A 17,455-nucleotide genomic window follows, 5' to 3' on the forward strand; every position below is an offset into this window, starting at 1 on the left:
TAGTAAATGGTACGATAGAAAGAAAACAGGAGGTAGTCGATGAATCCATATGCAATTTTCAAGGAATTTTTTCGTCGTGAAGGTATATATTATCTCATCGGATTAACTATGCTAATCGCAATCGATGTAGCTTTTTTAATCGTACCACAATTAATTGGTAGTGCCATCGATACATTGAGTCATAATAAAGAGGGCTTAACTCTTTATATATTTTATTTCATTGGTTTATTAATCATTATTACTGTATTGAAAGTTATATCACGTAGAACATTATTAGGATCTATCCGACGCATGGAGTATTTATTCCGCCAAAAATTATGTGCTCGTGCTTTAGAAATTCCTACTACATATTATGATGTTAACGGACCTGGTAAGGTAATGGCTTTAATGACAAATGATGTTACATCATTACGCGTTGCCCTAGGTTTAGGTGTTATGATCGTTGTTGATATTATTTTATATTCTATATTGGGCTCTATCATATTAATTCAAAAAATAGATTTTATTTTAGCCTTACAGATTATGACACCGGTTATTTTTATTTTAGGTTCAATTTTTACACTAGGCCGGCGTTTACGAAAGAAACAACGTCAGGCTCAAACCACATATAGTGACATGACAGAATTTGGGCAAGAACTATTCCAGGGCATGGATGTTATTCGAGCTTTTAATAAAGAATCGATTATAGGAGGATTGTTTAATCGTATTAACAAGAAAAACTATTCCGATAATATGAGTGTAGCTGTTCTTGATGCTATTTTATCGCCTCTAACTATGATTGCGCCATTTATATGTATCAGTATTAGTATGTATATATGTGGTACTTTAGCCGTAGAAGGCCTTATGACTGTCGGTGAATTCGTTACAATCAATGCTTTTATTATGCTTATTATAGGCCCATTGATTTCTTTAGGTTCATTAGTAGCCATAGTTCAAAAGGGGATGGCCTCCCTTGATCGAATTATTGATTTTATGAGTCTACCTGCAGAATGTAATGACACTGATGGTAAACAACTTGGTTTAGGCGATATTGATATAAAATATTTAAATTTTACCTATAATGAATCTAAATCACCTGCATTACGTCAAATTAATATTACCTTCAAAAAAGGAGAGTTTGTAGGTATAGTGGGTAAGCCTGGCTCTGGTAAAAGTACACTCTTCAAATTGTTATTAGGGCTTCAAAAAGCACCATCAAAAACTATTTATATTAATAATCAAGATATTACGACATTGCCCATTGGTACTGTTAGAAATTCGATTTCTTATGTACCAACCCAGTCATATCTACTAAGTTCAACAATTGCTGACAATATTAGCTTCGGTTATGAAAATAAAAATCATACTACCGTTGCTGAAGCAGCCAAAAAAGCTCAATTATATCGTGACTTAGGAAAGGATTTGGAGAATCCATTAAGCGTATTAGCAGAGGAAGGGCGCGATTTATCAGGTGGTCAAAAACAGCGAATCAATATTGCACGTGGATTTTACAAAAATGCACCTTACTTATTATTAGATAATTGCTTCTCTGCTTTAGATGCCATAACTGTAGATAAAATGTTACAAATATTGCAATCTACAAAGGATAAAACTATTTTATGTATATCCCAACGATTAGAGGTAATCAAGCATGCGGATCGTATCATTGTGTTTGATGAAGGTAGGATTTGCGAAATAGGAACACATGATGAGTTAATGTGTAAAAACGGTTTATATTATCAGATGTATACAGCTCAAAATAAGGAGGCCCAATAATGAAACTAAAGTATAATGATTGGCGCCTATTTACATATTTAACAAAATATATTAGGCCTTATTTATGGCTACTCATTTTGGCTAGTATAGCCCTTATTAGTAATCTATTATGCTCGCTTATACGTCCATATCTTTCTAAACAAGCTATCGATTTAGGCTTTGCTATGAAAGATTTGAATACTATTCAGCATTATGCTGGATTATATGCATTAACTATAGTTGGCAGCATTGTTTTTATTCTCCTACAAAACTATTTATTATCTACATTTGGGCAGAAGATTATTTTTCATATACGTAGTACGGTATTTGAAAAAATTCTTCATAAATCAGCCGAAGATTTTCAGTCTTTGCCTATAGGCAATTGGGTAACCCGTATTACCAATGACGTAGAATCATTGCGTACATTATATACAGATGTATTGCTAAAACTCATAAGCAGTGCATTGATGATTTTGGGCATATTAGCTTTTATGTATGCTATTAATGTGCCCTTAGCAATTGTTATGACCTTGTTGATTCCTATAATGGGGTTTATTATCTGGGTGTATCAAAAATTTTCCAGAAAAGCTTTTAGACAAGTTCGTTCTTCTGTAGCAGCATCTAATTCGAGCATCAAAGAATTGTTGAATTACATATTAATTGTAAAAACTTATTTAGGTGAAAGAAGTATTGAACAACGGTACGATTCTGTTAATCGTGAGTTTTTAAAAGCCGGTATATTTGAGGTTACAACATTTTCTATTTTTAGACCTCTCGTAGATGGTTTGTTCTTTGTAGCACTTATTGTTATTTTTACAATGACAAATTTATTAGAATCCGTAGCAGATGCAGGCACGGTATTTGCATTTATACAATATATGGATCGATTCTTTCAACCTATGAAAGAAATTGCTGATAAATATAATTCCTTGCAAAGTGCATTGGCCGGTGCAGAACGATTGATTCCTATTTTGGATGAACCAAAGCGCGAGTTGATAACAACTATTCCTAATGAATTTAAAACGATTGATACCATCGAATTAAAAGATGTGTATTACTCCTATGATAACAGTGATGTATATGCTTTGAATAACATTTCTTTTACAGTAAAAAAAGGGGAGTATCTTGGTATTGTAGGACTATCTGGTAGTGGAAAATCAACATTACTTTCATTATTGATGGGCATATTGCGCCCTACAAAAGGCAACATTTATATTAATGGTCATGATATTAGCCAATATGATTCTTCAATGATTAGAAATATTATGGGCTATGTATTTCAAAATGCATACTTATTTAAAGGTACGATTCAAGATAATCTTAATTTATATGATTCCTCTATCTCTATGGACACTATTATAGACGCTACTAAAAAGGTCAAATTACACGATATGATTGAATCTTTGCCAGATGGATATCAAACATCAGTAGGATATTTGGGATCGCTATTATCAGATGGCCAAAAGCAATTATTAGCCTTTGCAAGAACGTTGATTTTAAATAGACCGATTTTATTGCTTGATGAAGCAACGGCAAATATCGATAGTCATACGGAATCACAAATTCAAGAAAGTATTGAAACTATACGTGGTGAAAAAACAATTATAAATGTAGCACATCGTTTATCAACTGTACAAAAAGCAAATAGAATTCTAGTTCTTTCTTATGGTAAGATTGTGGAAGATGGAACATTTGATGAGCTTATGCAACATAAGGGGGATTTTTACGAGTTATGGAATCACCAAAAATAGATTATATTCAATCGAAAGACAATAAGACTATAAAACATATTATCAGTTTACAACAGCGAAAATATCGGCAAAAATTTGGTGAATATACGGTGGAAGGAATTCGTGCTGTAACGGATATAGGAAAAAAAGATTGTTTGCGCTCTATTTTAATTAGAGAATCAAAGCGAAGTGAATTGGAACCGCTAGTGCAAAAAGGTTTTACTGTTTCTTCCGTCTATGTAGTACAAGATTCAATATTTGATAAAATTGAGCACTCTGTAAACGGACAGGGTATACTAGGTATAGCGAAAAAATGTGTTAATGATTTGCATTCATTTATAGTAGAGGATGGATTATATGTCGCACTAGATGGTGTACAGGATCCGGGAAACTTAGGTACCATAATTCGTACAGCGGTGGCTGCTGGTGCAAAAGGTATATTCTTGTTAAAAGGAACCGTAGATCCTTATAACGAAAAATGCGTACGTAGTACGATGAGTGCGCTTTGTAATATTCCGATTTTTGAAGATGTAACATTATCTGAATTTTATGATTTCATAAAGGATAATACGATAAAAACCTATGTTACCTCACTAGAAAATGCAAAACCTTATCATACCATTTCATATCCTAAACGAACCATGATTATACTCGGTAATGAAGGAAATGGAGTGTCTAGAGAAATTATTGAAATGTGTGATCAGGCTATTACAATTCCCATGTATGGTGATATAGAATCTTTAAACGTATCAATTGCGGCCGCCCTATGTATGTATAAAGTAAGAGAACAAATTTAATATATTATAACGATACCCTGCCATCGATCATTTTTGATGACAGGGTATATAATTTTCTATAGTAGTATAAAATATGATTATCTATGATAGAAGGGTATATAAATTATGTGAAAACGATATAAAAAGTCCGTTTCCAGTATACAAGTATTGCTATTTTGTATTGATTTTATATACCTGTATTTGTTAAAATAACATATATCTTTTCTGGGTGAACATTGTTTTCCCGTTTTTACGAATAAAGAGGCACGCATATGTCAAAATTAATTATAAATGCTGATGATTTTGGCCTTCATTCAGCTATAAATGAAGGTATTATCGTAGGGCATACTAAAGGTGCTATTACAAGCACATCTATATTGGCAAGTGGTGCTGCTTTTAATGAAGCAGTAGATATGGCAAAGGAATATCCAAAGTTGGGTATAGGTATTCACATAGCTTTGGTGGGAGGAATCGCCCCTGTAAGTGATCCTAGTGAAATTCCTAGTCTTGTAACAAACGAAGGTGTTTTTGTTGATAATTATATAGAGTTTATGAAGCGCATATATAGTGGCTCTATTAATTATGATGAAGTGAGAACAGAGATTACAAAGCAAGTTTCTAAAATTATGGAATCTGGTGTAAATGTAACTCATATTGATGGACACCAACATATGCATGTATTACCTAGTATTCTACCTATAGTTTTAGAGCAAGCTATGCGATATAAAATTAAAGCTATACGGGTGCCAAATGAAAAAATAACATTTTTAAATGGCGTGCATAATCCTGTTCGTATTATGGGGAAATGTGGTTTGAGTACCGTGGCTGCTCAAGCATTGCCTAGCATTCGCGACAAGGGGATTTACTTTACACAATACTTCTGGGGTATGATTAATGGTGGTGCTTTAGGAGAAACAGAATTATTATCGATTTTAAAACAAGTTAGCTCTCTATCTGGGGCCCATGAAATTATGACGCATCCAGGCATTAGTGATGAAATTTTAAGAAATCAATATAATTGGGGTTATCATTGGCAAGATGAATTATCTGCTATGACATCCGAAAATGTACGTAGATATATTTCACAACATAATATAGAACTCATTAATTATGGGGATTTGTTATGAGTAAGATGATGAGACGCGGCATATTTATGTTTGTCCTACTTTTTGCCGTATCTTTAGGAATCATTTATTATACTATCGATTTAGAAGCCCTAAAAACAATAACAACTTTTAATGGTGAATCTTTGTTGCTTGCCATTATTGCACTTGCTTTAGGGATGTATTTTGATGGATTAAGATTGCAGCGTCTTGTAAAAATTGGCGGTTATCATTTATCAATAAAAGCTGTACTTCGGGTTATATTTAGCAACTATTTTATGGCTATGCTCACACCAGGTGCCAGTGGTGGAGCTGTGGCTCAAGTACTCGTATTAAGAAGCTATGATGTCCCGATAAGTAAGGGAACTCCAATCGTATTGATACGTACGGTTTTTTCAATCATGTTTTTAGTCATCATGTTACCGATTGTGTTTTTATATGACTCCATAGAAATACCATATATTTCAAGAGATATGTTATTACTATTTTCCTTCTTGGCCGTCATGGCCACCTTATTAGGAACATATCTTTTACAAACGGTATATATGAGGAAATTCGTATATAATCTAGCACAACGTTTTAAGGCACATAAGACCAAAGATTGGTTGGCGAAATTAGAAACACTAAATCAAGGGCTTGCATTATTGTATAAAAAACCTACTCAATCCTTTATTGTATTTATCGAATCAGGATTAAGTTTATTATGCTTATACTGTATAGCACCGGCATTGATGTTTGCTTTTACTAATGATGTACCAATTATTACGATATTAGATAGAATGATATTGTTGAATTTAATACTTTATTTTGCACCCACTCCAGGGGGAACAGGTATTGCTGAAGGATTATTCATTTTACTTTTTGCACCATTCGTACCGAGTGGCACTGTAGGTATTATAGCTGTGGCGTGGCGTGTGATGGCAGAATATGTACCATTTTTTATAGGTATGTATGCAGTATTAACTTTATATGGACGTCAGTTTGTTGCTCAGGAAACATCTAATTAATGTAAGGAGAATTAGTATGACAAAACCGAAAAAGGACAAATTTTATTTAGTTCAAGAAGATATTTTACCAGAAGCGATTAAGAAAACGATTAAAGTAAAAGAGATTTTGAAACTAGGTGAAGTAAAAACCATAAATGAAGCTGTTGAGAAAATGGATTTAAGTCGATCTGCTTATTATAAATATAAAGATTATGTATTTCCATTTTTTGAGATTGCTCAAGGAAAAATTGTTAGCATTACCGTTTCAATGTCCAATGAATCAGGTATGTTATCAAGTGTTTTAAAAGCAATAGCCGATAAAAACGGAAGTATCTTGACCATAAATCAAGATATTCCATTACAGGGTATTGCTAATAGTAGTATTTCTTTCGAAACCAAAAACTTGCAAGGTTCCTTAGAGGAATTATTACATGATATTCGCAATATGAAAGGAATTATTAAAGTAGAAATTTTAGGTCAAGCATAATATAAATATTATATTGACCAGTCAGAAGAGAGTAGGACCATTATGAAGACCGTTAAAATAGCCTTATTAGGATTTGGTACTGTTTCCCAAGGAACTTTTAATTTATTACAAGATAATGTCGATTTGATTACTAACAGAAGCGGTGTAACTATCGAGATTTCAAAAATATTTGTTCGCAGCCCAGATAAATACACAAATATTACACTACCAAGCACTGCACAATACGTGACTAACATTGATGATGTTCTTAATGATGAATCGATTGCTATTGTCGTTGAATTAATGGGGGGCACAACATTTGCGAAAGATTGTGTTGAAGCAGCTTTAAAACATGGAAAAAGTGTTGTTACAGCCAATAAGGATTTATTAGCAGAAGCAGGCCCATATTTATTTGACTTAGCGTATAAAAACCACGTAGATTTACGTTTTGAAGCCTCTGTATTAGGTGGCATTCCAATTATTAGAACATTATACGATTCCCTTGGCGGTAATCGCATTACTGAACTTGTTGGTATCATGAATGGTACTACAAACTTTATTTTATCTAAAATGACAGATGAAGGATTAAGCTACGGGGATGTATTAAAAGAGGCTCAAGATTTAGGCTATGCAGAAGCTGATCCAACTGCCGATGTAGAAGGTTTAGATGCAGCTCGTAAACTTGCTATTTTAGCATCCATTAGCTTTAACCGTCGTATATTCTTCGAGGATGTAACTGTAGAAGGTATTACTAAAATTGATACAGAAGATATTTCCTTTGGTAAGGAATTCGGATACAATATTAAACTTATTGGCATTGCAAAAGAATCGTCAAAGGGTTTATCTCTCAATGTATACCCTGCTTTCGTACCATTAACACATCCACTTGCATCTGTACGCGGCTCGTACAATGCAATTTATATCAAGGGTAATGGCATTGATGATGCCATGTTCTATGGACGTGGCGCCGGTAGTTTACCAACAGGCAGCTCCGTTGTTAGCGATATTATGGAAGTAGCTAAAAACGTAGCTTTTGAATCTACAGGACGTTTTAAACCATTCTACTTTGACCAAAAGAATATTTATTCCCCAGGTAAAATACAATCCAGTTACTATATGCGGTTAGCTGTTGATAATAAAACTGGTGTTCTTGCAAAGATTGCTACAAAATTAGCAGAGCAAAAAATCTCTGTTCTTTCAATCGTTCAACGAAATAAAGATCCTGAAACAGCAGTACTTGCTATTGTGACTTCTAAATGTCCACATTCCTATATTTTAAATTTAATTGATTCTTTTAACAGCTTGCGATCTGTGAAAGATGTATGTAGTGTAATCAGAATTATGGAAGCGTAATATTATGACAACAATTCGTGTACAAGTGCCTGCTACAAGTGCCAATTGCGGACCAGGTTTTGATTGCCTTGGACTAGCATTAAATCTATATAATATTTTTGAATTTACACCTGATGCAAATGCTACATCTTTTAGCTATACATTTCATGGGTATGGCGCTGATTTATTAGAAAAAGAAGATCCTAAAAAAAATCTCATCGGAATAGCTATTGAACAAGTATTTGCTAAAGCACAAGAACCAATACAATATGGTCATATTACTTCGGAAACATTAATTCCGCCATCACGTGGCCTTGGTAGTAGTAGTACTGCTATTGTAGGTGGGCTTTTACTAGCAAATAATCTCGTAAATAAACCACTTTCAAAAGAAGAGTTACTCATCATTGCCAATCGTATGGAAGGCCATCCAGATAATGTGGCACCAGCCATTTTTGGTAATCTTTGTTGTGCTACAGGCCTAAAAGATAAAGTGTTGAATACAGTTATCCCTGTACCAGAGTCACTACATTTTGCCGTTGTTGTGCCAGAGGTATTGGTTTCCACAGAATATGCACGATCCGTATTGCCAAATCATGTGCCTTTTAAAGAGGCCGTTCAAAATGTGAGTCATGCATCGTTATTCGTAACTAGTTTAATTACGAACCAATTGGATAATCTTGCAGTTGCACTGGAGGATAATCTCCATGTACCGTATCGGAAAACGTTGATTCCTCATTGTGATAAGGTATTCTCTGCAGCAAAAGCCGCAGGCGCTTATGGTGCAACTATCAGTGGATCTGGTTCTACCTTAATTGCATATACAGATAAAGCTCATGTACAAACAGTAGCTGAAGCAATGGGACAAATCTTTGAGTTCCATGGCATCGAAAACAAGGTATATGTGTTAGAGGCAGATACAATAGGGGCCACAACTATTCAAAATGTGGTATAATAAATCTAGTTAAGGCATAGTCCAAAAACTTATGTTGGAGGATTCTATGAATAATTTTAAAACAACAATGTTACTAGCCACTTTAATAGTGATACTAGTATTATTAGGCGATGCTTTTGGCGGCGCTCGTGGAATGATGTTAATGTTCATCATATCTGCAGGCATGTCAATATCATCGTATTGGTATAGCGATAAGATTGTGTTAGCACAATACAATGCACAACAAGTTACCGCTCAATCAAATCCTAAATTATATGGTATGGTTGAACAATTGGCTAAAAACGGTAAACTACCGATGCCAAAGGTATATATCATCCCTACGGACGTACCAAATGCATTTGCAACTGGTCGTAATCCAGAACATGCTGCGGTAGCTGTAACAGCCGGAATTCAACGTTTATTAACAGATGATGAATTAGCTGGCGTTTTAGGTCATGAATTAACACATGTTAAAAATCGTGATACCCTAATCAGTACTATTGCTGCCATTATTGGAGGCGCTATATCTACTATTGCCCATTTTGGTATGTTCTTTGGTGGCCGCTCTGCTGATCGCGATGATAATGTCAATCCACTTGCATTGATTGGTATGGTTATTTTGGCACCTTTAGCAGCTGCTATTATCCAAATGAGTATTTCTCGTACCCGTGAATATTTAGCGGATGAGGGTGGGGCTATGTTAAGCAAAAATCCATTAGGACTTGCATCAGCATTGGCTAAAATTGAAGAATATTCTAAATATGGAACATTACCTAATGCCAATAATGCTACAGCGCATATGTTTATAATTAATCCTATGATGGGTATTGGTGCTAGTTTGTCGAATCTTTTTAGCACACATCCTAGTACTAAGGATCGTATTGCTAGATTGAAAAAACTATCTCTAAATCCACATTATAGATTTTAATAAAAGGGAGGTTTAAAGATGGAAGAAACTTTAGTTCTTATTAAACCAGATGGTGTAAAACGTCAAATCTGTGGTGAAATTCTTACACGTTATGAACGTAAAGGCTTAATCATTAAAGCTATGAAATTACTTCAAACTCCAAAAGAATTAGCACAAGAACATTATGCAGAGCATAAGGACAAACCATTCTTTGGTGAATTGGTTGATTTTATCACTTCTGGACCTGTACTAGCTTTTGTACTAGCTGGTAAAAATGCCGTTACTTCTGTACGTACTATCAATGGTGCAACTAATCCTGTAGATGCCACACCTGGTAGTATTCGCGGTGACTATGCCTTAACTATGGATTCTAATGTTGTACATGCATCTGATTCAGTTGATTCAGCAGCACGTGAAATTCATTTATGGTTCCCAGAATATAAATAACATCTAATTAGGAGGTACGGCCATGAGTAGTAGTGTTTATACAAAAACAGGTGATCAAGGTACAACAGGTCTTTATACAGGTGAACGTGTAAAGAAATCTTCTCTTCGCGTTGAAGCCTATGGTACGATTGATGAGCTTCAAGCCTTCTTGGGATTAGCTCGAGCTTATGCAAAGAACGTAAGAGTACAAGCTGAGTTACTCGATATAGAACGTTCCTTATGGACGTTAATGGCTGATATTGCTAGCTTGAATCAAGCACCACAAATAACAGATCAACAAGTAAAACATTTGGAAAAGGTTATCGACCGTTTTGATGCAAAATTAGAACCTCTTGCAGAATTTATTCTACCTGGTGAGAATAAATCTTCTGCCTACTTACATGTATCTAGAACAGTTGCTCGTCGTGCAGAACGTGATTTATGGCGTGTATTAGACGCTGGTGAAAGCGTACATGAATCTAATTTGCGATACTTAAATCGACTATCTGATTTATGCTTCATATTAAGTCGTGTAGAAGAAGAAATCGGAGAAGAATAAACAAAAAAAGCTATGTCTTCACATAGCTTTTTTCTTTATTAAGATTGTGTAATTTCTTGATTCAATACATCATGTGGACTTGGATAGAAAAAGAAGATATGAGGAATTTGATATCTAAATTTTTCACGCAATAAATCTGCTAATGTTGTCTCAAAATTTATAATTTTAGATGCATCAAAAGAAAAATCCTCTACTAATACAAACATTTGTGGTTCCACAATAGGTGCATTAGGAGGTAATTCAGAAGGGTCTAGCGGTACATTTACAACTACACGACATGTACCAATATATCCACCTTGACCATCTTCAATAGCTACACGATAGGTATTTTCCCAAAGGGTAGACATCATTTTTAATTTCATATTCATAATTTCCATAGTGTATCTCCTTTTGTTATACTAATAATGATACAGAAATTATATATACTTGTATAGGTGGTTTATGAAATCTACAATTATTCTATGCTCCGGAGGAGCTCGTAGTGGAAAAAGTGAATTTGCAGAACAATTAGCCTTATCCTTAAAAGGACGAAAGGCATATGTTGCTACAGGGCAAGCTTTTGATGATGAAATGAAAGATCGTATTAAAAAGCATCAAATGCGCCGTGGTAAAGAGTGGATTACTTTTGAAATTCCACTACACTTACACAAAAATTGGGAACAAATTAAGAATGTAAGTGATGTTATCTTGATTGATTGTCTTACAATGTTTACATCAAATCACGTCTTCGCTCATGGGGATATCAATACGCAGGAAGATTCTAATCGTATTGAATCTATTATTTTAGAAGAGCTGCGACTATTATTACAGGAAATTAATAACAGTAATGATAAAACTGTTATTTTTGTGACCAATGAAATTGGATTAGGTATTGTACCGGAGAATAAATTGGCAAGATATTTCCGCGATATAACTGGTCGTGTAAATCGAGAGGTTGCTAGTGCTGCCAATAAAATGTATTTAACGATTAGTGGGGTAACCATAGAATTAAAATCTCAGGAGGTTCATATAAATGGCTAAAAAAATCATGTTCCAAGGAACGAGCTCTAATGTAGGCAAAAGTATTTTATGTACTGCATTATGCCGCATTCTTTATCGAATGGGCTATAAAACTGTGCCATTTAAAGCACAAAATATGGCTTTAAACTCCTATGTAACCAAATGGGGTGATGAAATAGGCCGTGCTCAAGTAGCCCAAGCTGAAGCAGCTGGTATTGATCCTATTGTACAAATGAACCCTGTATTGCTTAAACCTACAGGAAATCAGTCATCTCAAGTCGTATTAATGGGTAAACCCGTTGGTGTGTATAGTGCTAAAGAATATCATACCCATTACTCCTTAACAGCTCTTGATAAGGTCAAAGAATCTCTTGCCTTTCTCGATGAAAATTTTGAAATGATTGTTATCGAAGGGGCTGGTAGTCCTGCTGAGGTTAATTTAAAAGCTAATGATATCGTAAACATGCGTATTGCTAAAATGACACAAGCGCCTGTATTTCTCATTGCCGATATAGATAGAGGTGGTGCTATTGCTTCTATTGTGGGCACATTAGAATTACTCGAACCAGAAGAACGCGATTTAATAAAGGGAATCGTAATTAATAAATTCCGTGGCGATATTAAGTTATTAGAACCAGCATTGACTTTCATCGAAGAAAAAACAGGTAAAAAAGTAGTTGGTGTTATTCCTGCCATAGAAAACCTTGATATTGATGAAGAAGATTCTGTAGCTTTGGAAAATAAAAAGAATGTAGGTTCTAAAGACATTCAAATTGCTGTAATCCAAACACCTAAAATCTCTAATTTTACAGACTTTGATGCATTGAACTATGAACCAGATGTATCCGTTCGTTTTGTCGGTTCTGGAGATGTTATTGGTACACCTGATTTGATTATTTTACCAGGTTCTAAAAATACATTGGCTGACTTAACATATTTAAAAAACTCCGGCTTAGCTAATGAGATTAAAAAGCTCGCGGAAAAAGGAACTCCTGTAATCGGTATTTGCGGTGGTAACCAAATGCTTGGTACTGCTATATATGATCCGCATCACATGGAAGGGGATATTGAGGAGAGTGAAGGTCTCGGTTTAGTTAACTCTACTACAACCATGAAGGATCAAAAAACGACACATCAAGTCACATTTGATGTTGAGAATTTACATTTCCTTAACGGTACATTTTCTGGTAGTGAACTCGTAGGCTATGAAATTCATATGGGGGATACAACACCAAATGATGATACTGTAAAACGTTGTTTTACCATTACTAAACGTAGTGAAATTCCTATAACGGTCGTAGATGGCTTTATCGATGGTCGTCATCAAGTTATGGGTACCTACATTCATGGTGTCTTTGATAATGATGAATTCCGTCGTTTTATTATAAATCAATTGCGTTTACGTAAAGGATTAGATGAAACGCCTGTTGTTTTCCATTATTTCGAACATAAAAACAATGCATATAATCGTTTAGCAGACATTGTAGAAGAACATTTGGATATGGATTACATTATGACTCTATTAAAGGATAATGGGTGATATTAATGGATTTAAACATTCTCTTAGAGTGGTTTAAACACTACAACTATGTGTGTATTCCAATTTTGGCATTTATTATTGATACGATTATTGGGGATCCCAATAGTAAGTTTCATCCTGTTGCCCTAATTGGTCGTGTCATATCATTTTATGAGGCTGTATTTTATAAAGATACAGATAATGATACAAAAAAACTTTGGTATGGTGGTATTGCAGTTGGATTTATATTGTTAACCATTTATATCATAGCCTCATTGATTCTATGGATTGGTAGTCTCATTAATGAATGGGTAGAATATTTTATTCAAGTTCTCATCGTGTACATTACAATCTCACCTCGTTCATTAGGTGCGGCTGGATTTGAAGTTAATAGATTGCTTAAACAAGGTCGTATCGATGATGCAAGACATCGCGTTTCATGGATTGTAGGGCGCGATACAGAAGACCTTGATGAAAGTGAAATCACTCGGGCCACAGTAGAAACGATAGCAGAAAATACTATTGATGGCATAATTTCACCACTATTTTTCTTTATACTAGGTGGTCCTATAGGAGCTATATTATATCGCACAGCTAATACTATGGATTCCATGTTGGGATATAAGAACCAAAAATATATGTTCTTTGGCCGTGTAGCTGCGCGTTTAGATGATATATTAAATTGGATTCCAGCACGACTAACATTCCTATTATTAGTTATTTCTGCCTTTATATTACGATTTGATGGCAAATCCGCATTTCGTATTGGTCTTCGCGATGCCTATAAACATCCTAGCCCTAATGGTGGCTATGCAGAAGCGCCTGTAGCAGGGGCATTGCACATTCGCCTAGGCGGCTATAACCAGTACTTTAAAAAGATGACATTTCGTGAATATATGGGTGATGCATTAGAAACACTAAATCGACTACATATTACTCGATGTATATATATGATGTATTTGTCAACAATACTTATGATAATCATCACCACCATAGTCGCTTATCAATTTATGGAGTAATACATAGATGACACCTTTCTTTATAGCTTTACAATTTCTAACTAGACTAAAAATAGTAAATCAAACAGAATGGTCCATGGAAGATTTTGGTAAGTCTGTTGCTACATTTCCTTTTGTAGGATTGATCATCGGTATATTTTTAACCCTAATTTATTTTATATTCTCTCAATTTTTGTCACCTATGCCTTTAATGCTTATTATCGTTATCAGTGAATTTTTGTTCACCGGTGGCTTACATGCTGATGGATTAATGGATACAAGTGATGGACTTTTTTCTGGCCGTGAAAGAGAGAAAAAACTAGAAATAATGAAGGATAGCCGTGTTGGTTCCTTTGGGGTTGTAGCTTTTGTATTTATCACATTGTTAAAATGGCAACTGTTAACTGCAATTCCTATACCTGAATTTATACCTATTATACTTGTAATGATGCCTCTCATGAGTAGATACACATTGATTTTAAGTATTCGCTCTTATCCATATGCTCGAAAATCGGGTATGGGGCAGGCCTTTGCAGTATATGCACCAAAACATGTCATTACATGGAGCACGATTTCTACTTTCTGTATGCCTATTATTATTTGTTTACTTTTATCATTACTATATGCAATCGCTTTAGGTATAACAAGTATGCTTTCGATTCCATTTATACCATATAGTATAGCTCTCTTTGGTTTAGCATATGCTTTGGTTGGATTAATGGAAATTAATATTTTCTCAATGATCGTGAGCTATATCATTAATCGTATTATCAATCACTATATTGTTAAACAACTTGGTGGAACTACTGGTGATACATATGGCTTCGTTGTTGAAGTAACAGAGGTCTTGTTGATATTAGTATATATAATTACGTTGACATTATTATCTTCTGTTGTGAAAGCTCCTATTCTTTAATTATTTAATTATACATAGATTGTTTTATTGTGTAAGGAGGATTTAGTGACTTATTATGTTCGTGCGCCAGGCACTTGTGGGGAATTTATCCAAGGGGCCATTGATGGACAATCATTTCTTGTGACATGTCCAATCAACCGCTATTCCTATGCACTGAGCCAGGTAACACATCCATTGCCACACTATTATTGCTCCTTACAACCTAAGTCTAGTCAAGCTCGCAACTTAGTAAAGGATATTTTACATATTCCCAGCTGTGACAATACTGCTATCTATATAAGATCAGATATTCTTCAAGGAAAAGGAATGGCATCTAGCTCTGCGGATATAGCAGTAGCCGCAATGGCCACTGCTTTATCATGTAATAGAGCATTAACACCAAAAGAGCTAGAAACCATCTGTTTATCAGTAGAGCCGACGGATGCTGCTTTTTATCCTGGTATTACACAATTTGATTATATAAATGGGTCCATCTGTAATTTTTTAGGAACGTGTCCGCCTTTAAAAATACTAATTTTTGATGAAGGTGGTACTATTGATACCATCTCTTTTAATCAGCAAAAAGATTTATTCCATAAAATACAGGAGAAAGAGCCTATCATTAGAGAATCACTAGAGCTCTTCAAAAAAGGTCTAGAAACACATGATATTACGTTGATAGGACAGGCCGCTACATTGAGTGCCTTTGCTAATCAACGTATTTTATATAAACCAAATTTATATGAATTTCATGACATTGGTAATGCTTTTCATAGCGTTGGTACAATCATTGCTCACAGTGGTACAATAATGGGTCTATTATTTCCAAGTGATTATACGGCTATCGATGAATGTAAGCGATACATCGAAAAAAAATTACCTACCTTACAATATATTGATATTGTGGAAACAACAAATGAAGGACTAACATATATAAAACGATAAAGGAGGATCTCCTATGCCAGATACACATGGCGGAAATATCTTTAAATTTTCTCATGACCACAAAATAAATCTATCTGAAGTAACTGATTTTAGTGCCAATATTAATCTATTAGGACCTAGTCCAAAAGGTTTAGAAGCACTAAACGAACGATTGCGATATATATCTCATTATCCAGATGTTACAAATGATGATGTTATGAATACTATTGCCGATGTATATGGTATAGAAAAAGATTCTATACTTCTTGGTAACGGAGCTGCAGAGCTCCTCTATGCAGTTGGACGATTATCTGGATTTACAGGGGCTTTTGTTCCTGCGCCTGGCTTCTCTGAATACCAAGCCTCTATGGATGCTGCGAACATACCGGTAAGGGAAATTTTTTATCGGCAGCGACAAAATGATGATGGCACCCCATATTTTGAAGTACCTTATTTAGCATTACAAACATTTGCTGCTGAATTAAAAGGTCAAGATGGACGCATTATCGTATTTTTAGGTAACCCTAATAATCCAGATGGAACATTGTTGGATAAACAATCAATCAAAGTATTAGCACAAATGTTAAAAGATGCTAATAGCTTACTTGTTATCGATGAATCGTTCATTGATTTTATTGGTAATGAATCGTTACGAGACAATAGCCACTCTATGCGCGAGCTCATTAATCAATATGACAATGTAATTATCGTACATTCTTTTACAAAATTTTATGCTGTACCAGGACTTCGTATTGGTGCAGTGTTTGCCAATCCAACATTAATACAAGAATTGCGTCAATATATTCCTGCATGGTCTGTAAATACATTGGCACAAGCTTATACTGAATCCGCACTAACCGATACTAAGTATATTAACGATAGTAAGATGGTATTGGCTAATGAAGCAAAGTATATGTATGAATCATTATCTGCTATTAAAGATTTAGTAGTCTATAAGCCATCTGCAAATTATATCTTAATGGAAATTAATGATCCTGATATTTCAGTTACAGATGTACAAACTAGATTAGAAAAACATAATCTATTAATTCGTAGCTGTGCTAATTATAAAGGGTTAGGTCCAAAATGGATGCGGATTGCTATAAAAGATCATGCACACAACGTGGAACTTATTCATTTATTAAGTACCATATTTGAGAAATAGGAACA

General features: G+C 34.6%; 18 protein-coding genes. 17 read left to right on the forward strand and 1 reads right to left on the reverse strand.

Features of this window, described 5'->3' with window-relative positions; all coding sequences use genetic code 11:
• The first annotated feature begins 39 nt into the window (after positions 1 to 39).
• The 11 genes from VAHSUH02_RS05385 to VAHSUH02_RS05435 all read left to right on the forward strand — a co-directional run bounded on the left by VAHSUH02_RS05385 (position 40) and on the right by VAHSUH02_RS05435 (position 10,950).
• Entirely contained in the window at positions 40 to 1,755 is a 1,716-nt protein-coding gene (locus VAHSUH02_RS05385; protein WP_005383310.1) for an ABC transporter ATP-binding protein, read from the forward strand.
• A complete protein-coding gene (locus VAHSUH02_RS05390; RefSeq protein ID WP_005378957.1) occupies positions 1,755 to 3,485 on the forward strand; it encodes an ABC transporter ATP-binding protein in 1,731 nt (576 codons plus the stop codon). Before VAHSUH02_RS05385 ends, VAHSUH02_RS05390 begins: the two co-directional genes overlap by 1 nt.
• Positions 3,467 to 4,261 (forward strand): TrmH family RNA methyltransferase, encoded by a 795-nt coding sequence (locus VAHSUH02_RS05395; protein ID WP_005379000.1) that lies wholly within the window; start codon positions 3,467 to 3,469, stop codon positions 4,259 to 4,261. The genes VAHSUH02_RS05390 and VAHSUH02_RS05395 overlap by 19 nt, the downstream gene beginning before the upstream one ends.
• A gap of 251 nt (positions 4,262 to 4,512) precedes the next feature.
• On the forward strand, positions 4,513 to 5,367 hold the full coding sequence (locus VAHSUH02_RS05400) for a ChbG/HpnK family deacetylase (protein ID WP_005379079.1): 855 nt from the start codon (positions 4,513 to 4,515) through the stop codon (positions 5,365 to 5,367).
• Positions 5,364 to 6,350 carry a lysylphosphatidylglycerol synthase transmembrane domain-containing protein gene (locus VAHSUH02_RS05405; protein ID WP_005383313.1) on the forward strand — a complete coding sequence of 329 codons (987 nt, stop codon included), beginning with the start codon at positions 5,364 to 5,366 and terminating at the stop codon, positions 6,348 to 6,350. Before VAHSUH02_RS05400 ends, VAHSUH02_RS05405 begins: the two co-directional genes overlap by 4 nt.
• A gap of 16 nt (positions 6,351 to 6,366) precedes the next feature.
• Positions 6,367 to 6,816, forward strand: coding sequence for an ACT domain-containing protein (locus VAHSUH02_RS05410; protein ID WP_005379031.1), 450 nt, complete (start codon positions 6,367 to 6,369; stop codon positions 6,814 to 6,816).
• A gap of 42 nt (positions 6,817 to 6,858) precedes the next feature.
• Positions 6,859 to 8,148 (forward strand): homoserine dehydrogenase, encoded by a 1,290-nt coding sequence (locus VAHSUH02_RS05415; RefSeq protein WP_005383314.1) that lies wholly within the window; start codon positions 6,859 to 6,861, stop codon positions 8,146 to 8,148.
• Positions 8,149 to 8,152: 4 nt separating this feature from the next.
• The gene (thrB, locus tag VAHSUH02_RS05420) at positions 8,153 to 9,079 is read left to right on the forward strand and encodes a homoserine kinase (RefSeq protein WP_005383315.1); all 927 of its coding nucleotides are present in this window, start codon (positions 8,153 to 8,155) and stop codon (positions 9,077 to 9,079) included.
• 46 nt (positions 9,080 to 9,125) lie between these two features.
• Entirely contained in the window at positions 9,126 to 9,986 is an 861-nt protein-coding gene (htpX, locus tag VAHSUH02_RS05425; protein ID WP_038148776.1) for a zinc metalloprotease HtpX, read from the forward strand.
• An 18-nt stretch (positions 9,987 to 10,004) separates the two neighbouring features.
• Entirely contained in the window at positions 10,005 to 10,412 is a 408-nt protein-coding gene (gene ndk, locus VAHSUH02_RS05430) for a nucleoside-diphosphate kinase (RefSeq protein WP_005378852.1), read from the forward strand.
• Positions 10,413 to 10,434: 22 nt separating this feature from the next.
• A complete protein-coding gene (locus VAHSUH02_RS05435) occupies positions 10,435 to 10,950 on the forward strand; it encodes a cob(I)yrinic acid a,c-diamide adenosyltransferase (RefSeq protein ID WP_005383317.1) in 516 nt (171 codons plus the stop codon).
• Positions 10,951 to 10,988: 38 nt separating this feature from the next.
• On the opposite strand, the gene VAHSUH02_RS05440 is transcribed toward VAHSUH02_RS05435, so the two are convergent.
• The gene (locus VAHSUH02_RS05440; protein WP_005379051.1) at positions 10,989 to 11,327 is read right to left on the reverse strand and encodes a hypothetical protein; all 339 of its coding nucleotides are present in this window, start codon (positions 11,325 to 11,327) and stop codon (positions 10,989 to 10,991) included.
• Between the two features lie 64 nt (positions 11,328 to 11,391).
• Here VAHSUH02_RS05440 and cobU point away from each other — a divergent pair, with 64 nt between their 5' ends.
• The 6 genes from cobU to VAHSUH02_RS05470 are packed head-to-tail and all read left to right on the forward strand — an operon-like array spanning position 11,392 to position 17,450.
• Positions 11,392 to 11,970 carry a bifunctional adenosylcobinamide kinase/adenosylcobinamide-phosphate guanylyltransferase gene (gene cobU, locus VAHSUH02_RS05445; RefSeq protein ID WP_005383330.1) on the forward strand — a complete coding sequence of 193 codons (579 nt, stop codon included), beginning with the start codon at positions 11,392 to 11,394 and terminating at the stop codon, positions 11,968 to 11,970.
• Positions 11,963 to 13,489 carry a cobyric acid synthase gene (locus VAHSUH02_RS05450; protein WP_005383331.1) on the forward strand — a complete coding sequence of 509 codons (1,527 nt, stop codon included), beginning with the start codon at positions 11,963 to 11,965 and terminating at the stop codon, positions 13,487 to 13,489. Before cobU ends, VAHSUH02_RS05450 begins: the two co-directional genes overlap by 8 nt.
• A 5-nt stretch (positions 13,490 to 13,494) precedes the next feature.
• The gene (gene cbiB / locus VAHSUH02_RS05455) at positions 13,495 to 14,487 is read left to right on the forward strand and encodes an adenosylcobinamide-phosphate synthase CbiB (protein WP_005383332.1); all 993 of its coding nucleotides are present in this window, start codon (positions 13,495 to 13,497) and stop codon (positions 14,485 to 14,487) included.
• A 7-nt stretch (positions 14,488 to 14,494) separates the two neighbouring features.
• Positions 14,495 to 15,382: an adenosylcobinamide-GDP ribazoletransferase gene (cobS, locus tag VAHSUH02_RS05460; RefSeq protein WP_005379770.1), complete on the forward strand. Its 888-nt coding sequence runs from the start codon at positions 14,495 to 14,497 to the stop codon at positions 15,380 to 15,382.
• Between the two features lie 45 nt (positions 15,383 to 15,427).
• Complete coding sequence (locus VAHSUH02_RS05465) at positions 15,428 to 16,306, forward strand: GHMP family kinase ATP-binding protein (protein ID WP_005379778.1); 879 nt, start codon at positions 15,428 to 15,430, stop codon at positions 16,304 to 16,306.
• Between the two features lie 13 nt (positions 16,307 to 16,319).
• Positions 16,320 to 17,450, forward strand: coding sequence for a pyridoxal phosphate-dependent aminotransferase (locus tag VAHSUH02_RS05470; RefSeq protein ID WP_005379789.1), 1,131 nt, complete (start codon positions 16,320 to 16,322; stop codon positions 17,448 to 17,450).
• Positions 17,451 to 17,455 lie beyond the last annotated feature (5 nt).

Source organism: Veillonella atypica KON (assembly GCF_002959915.1).
GTDB classification, from domain to species: Bacteria; Bacillota; Negativicutes; order Veillonellales; family Veillonellaceae; genus Veillonella; species Veillonella atypica.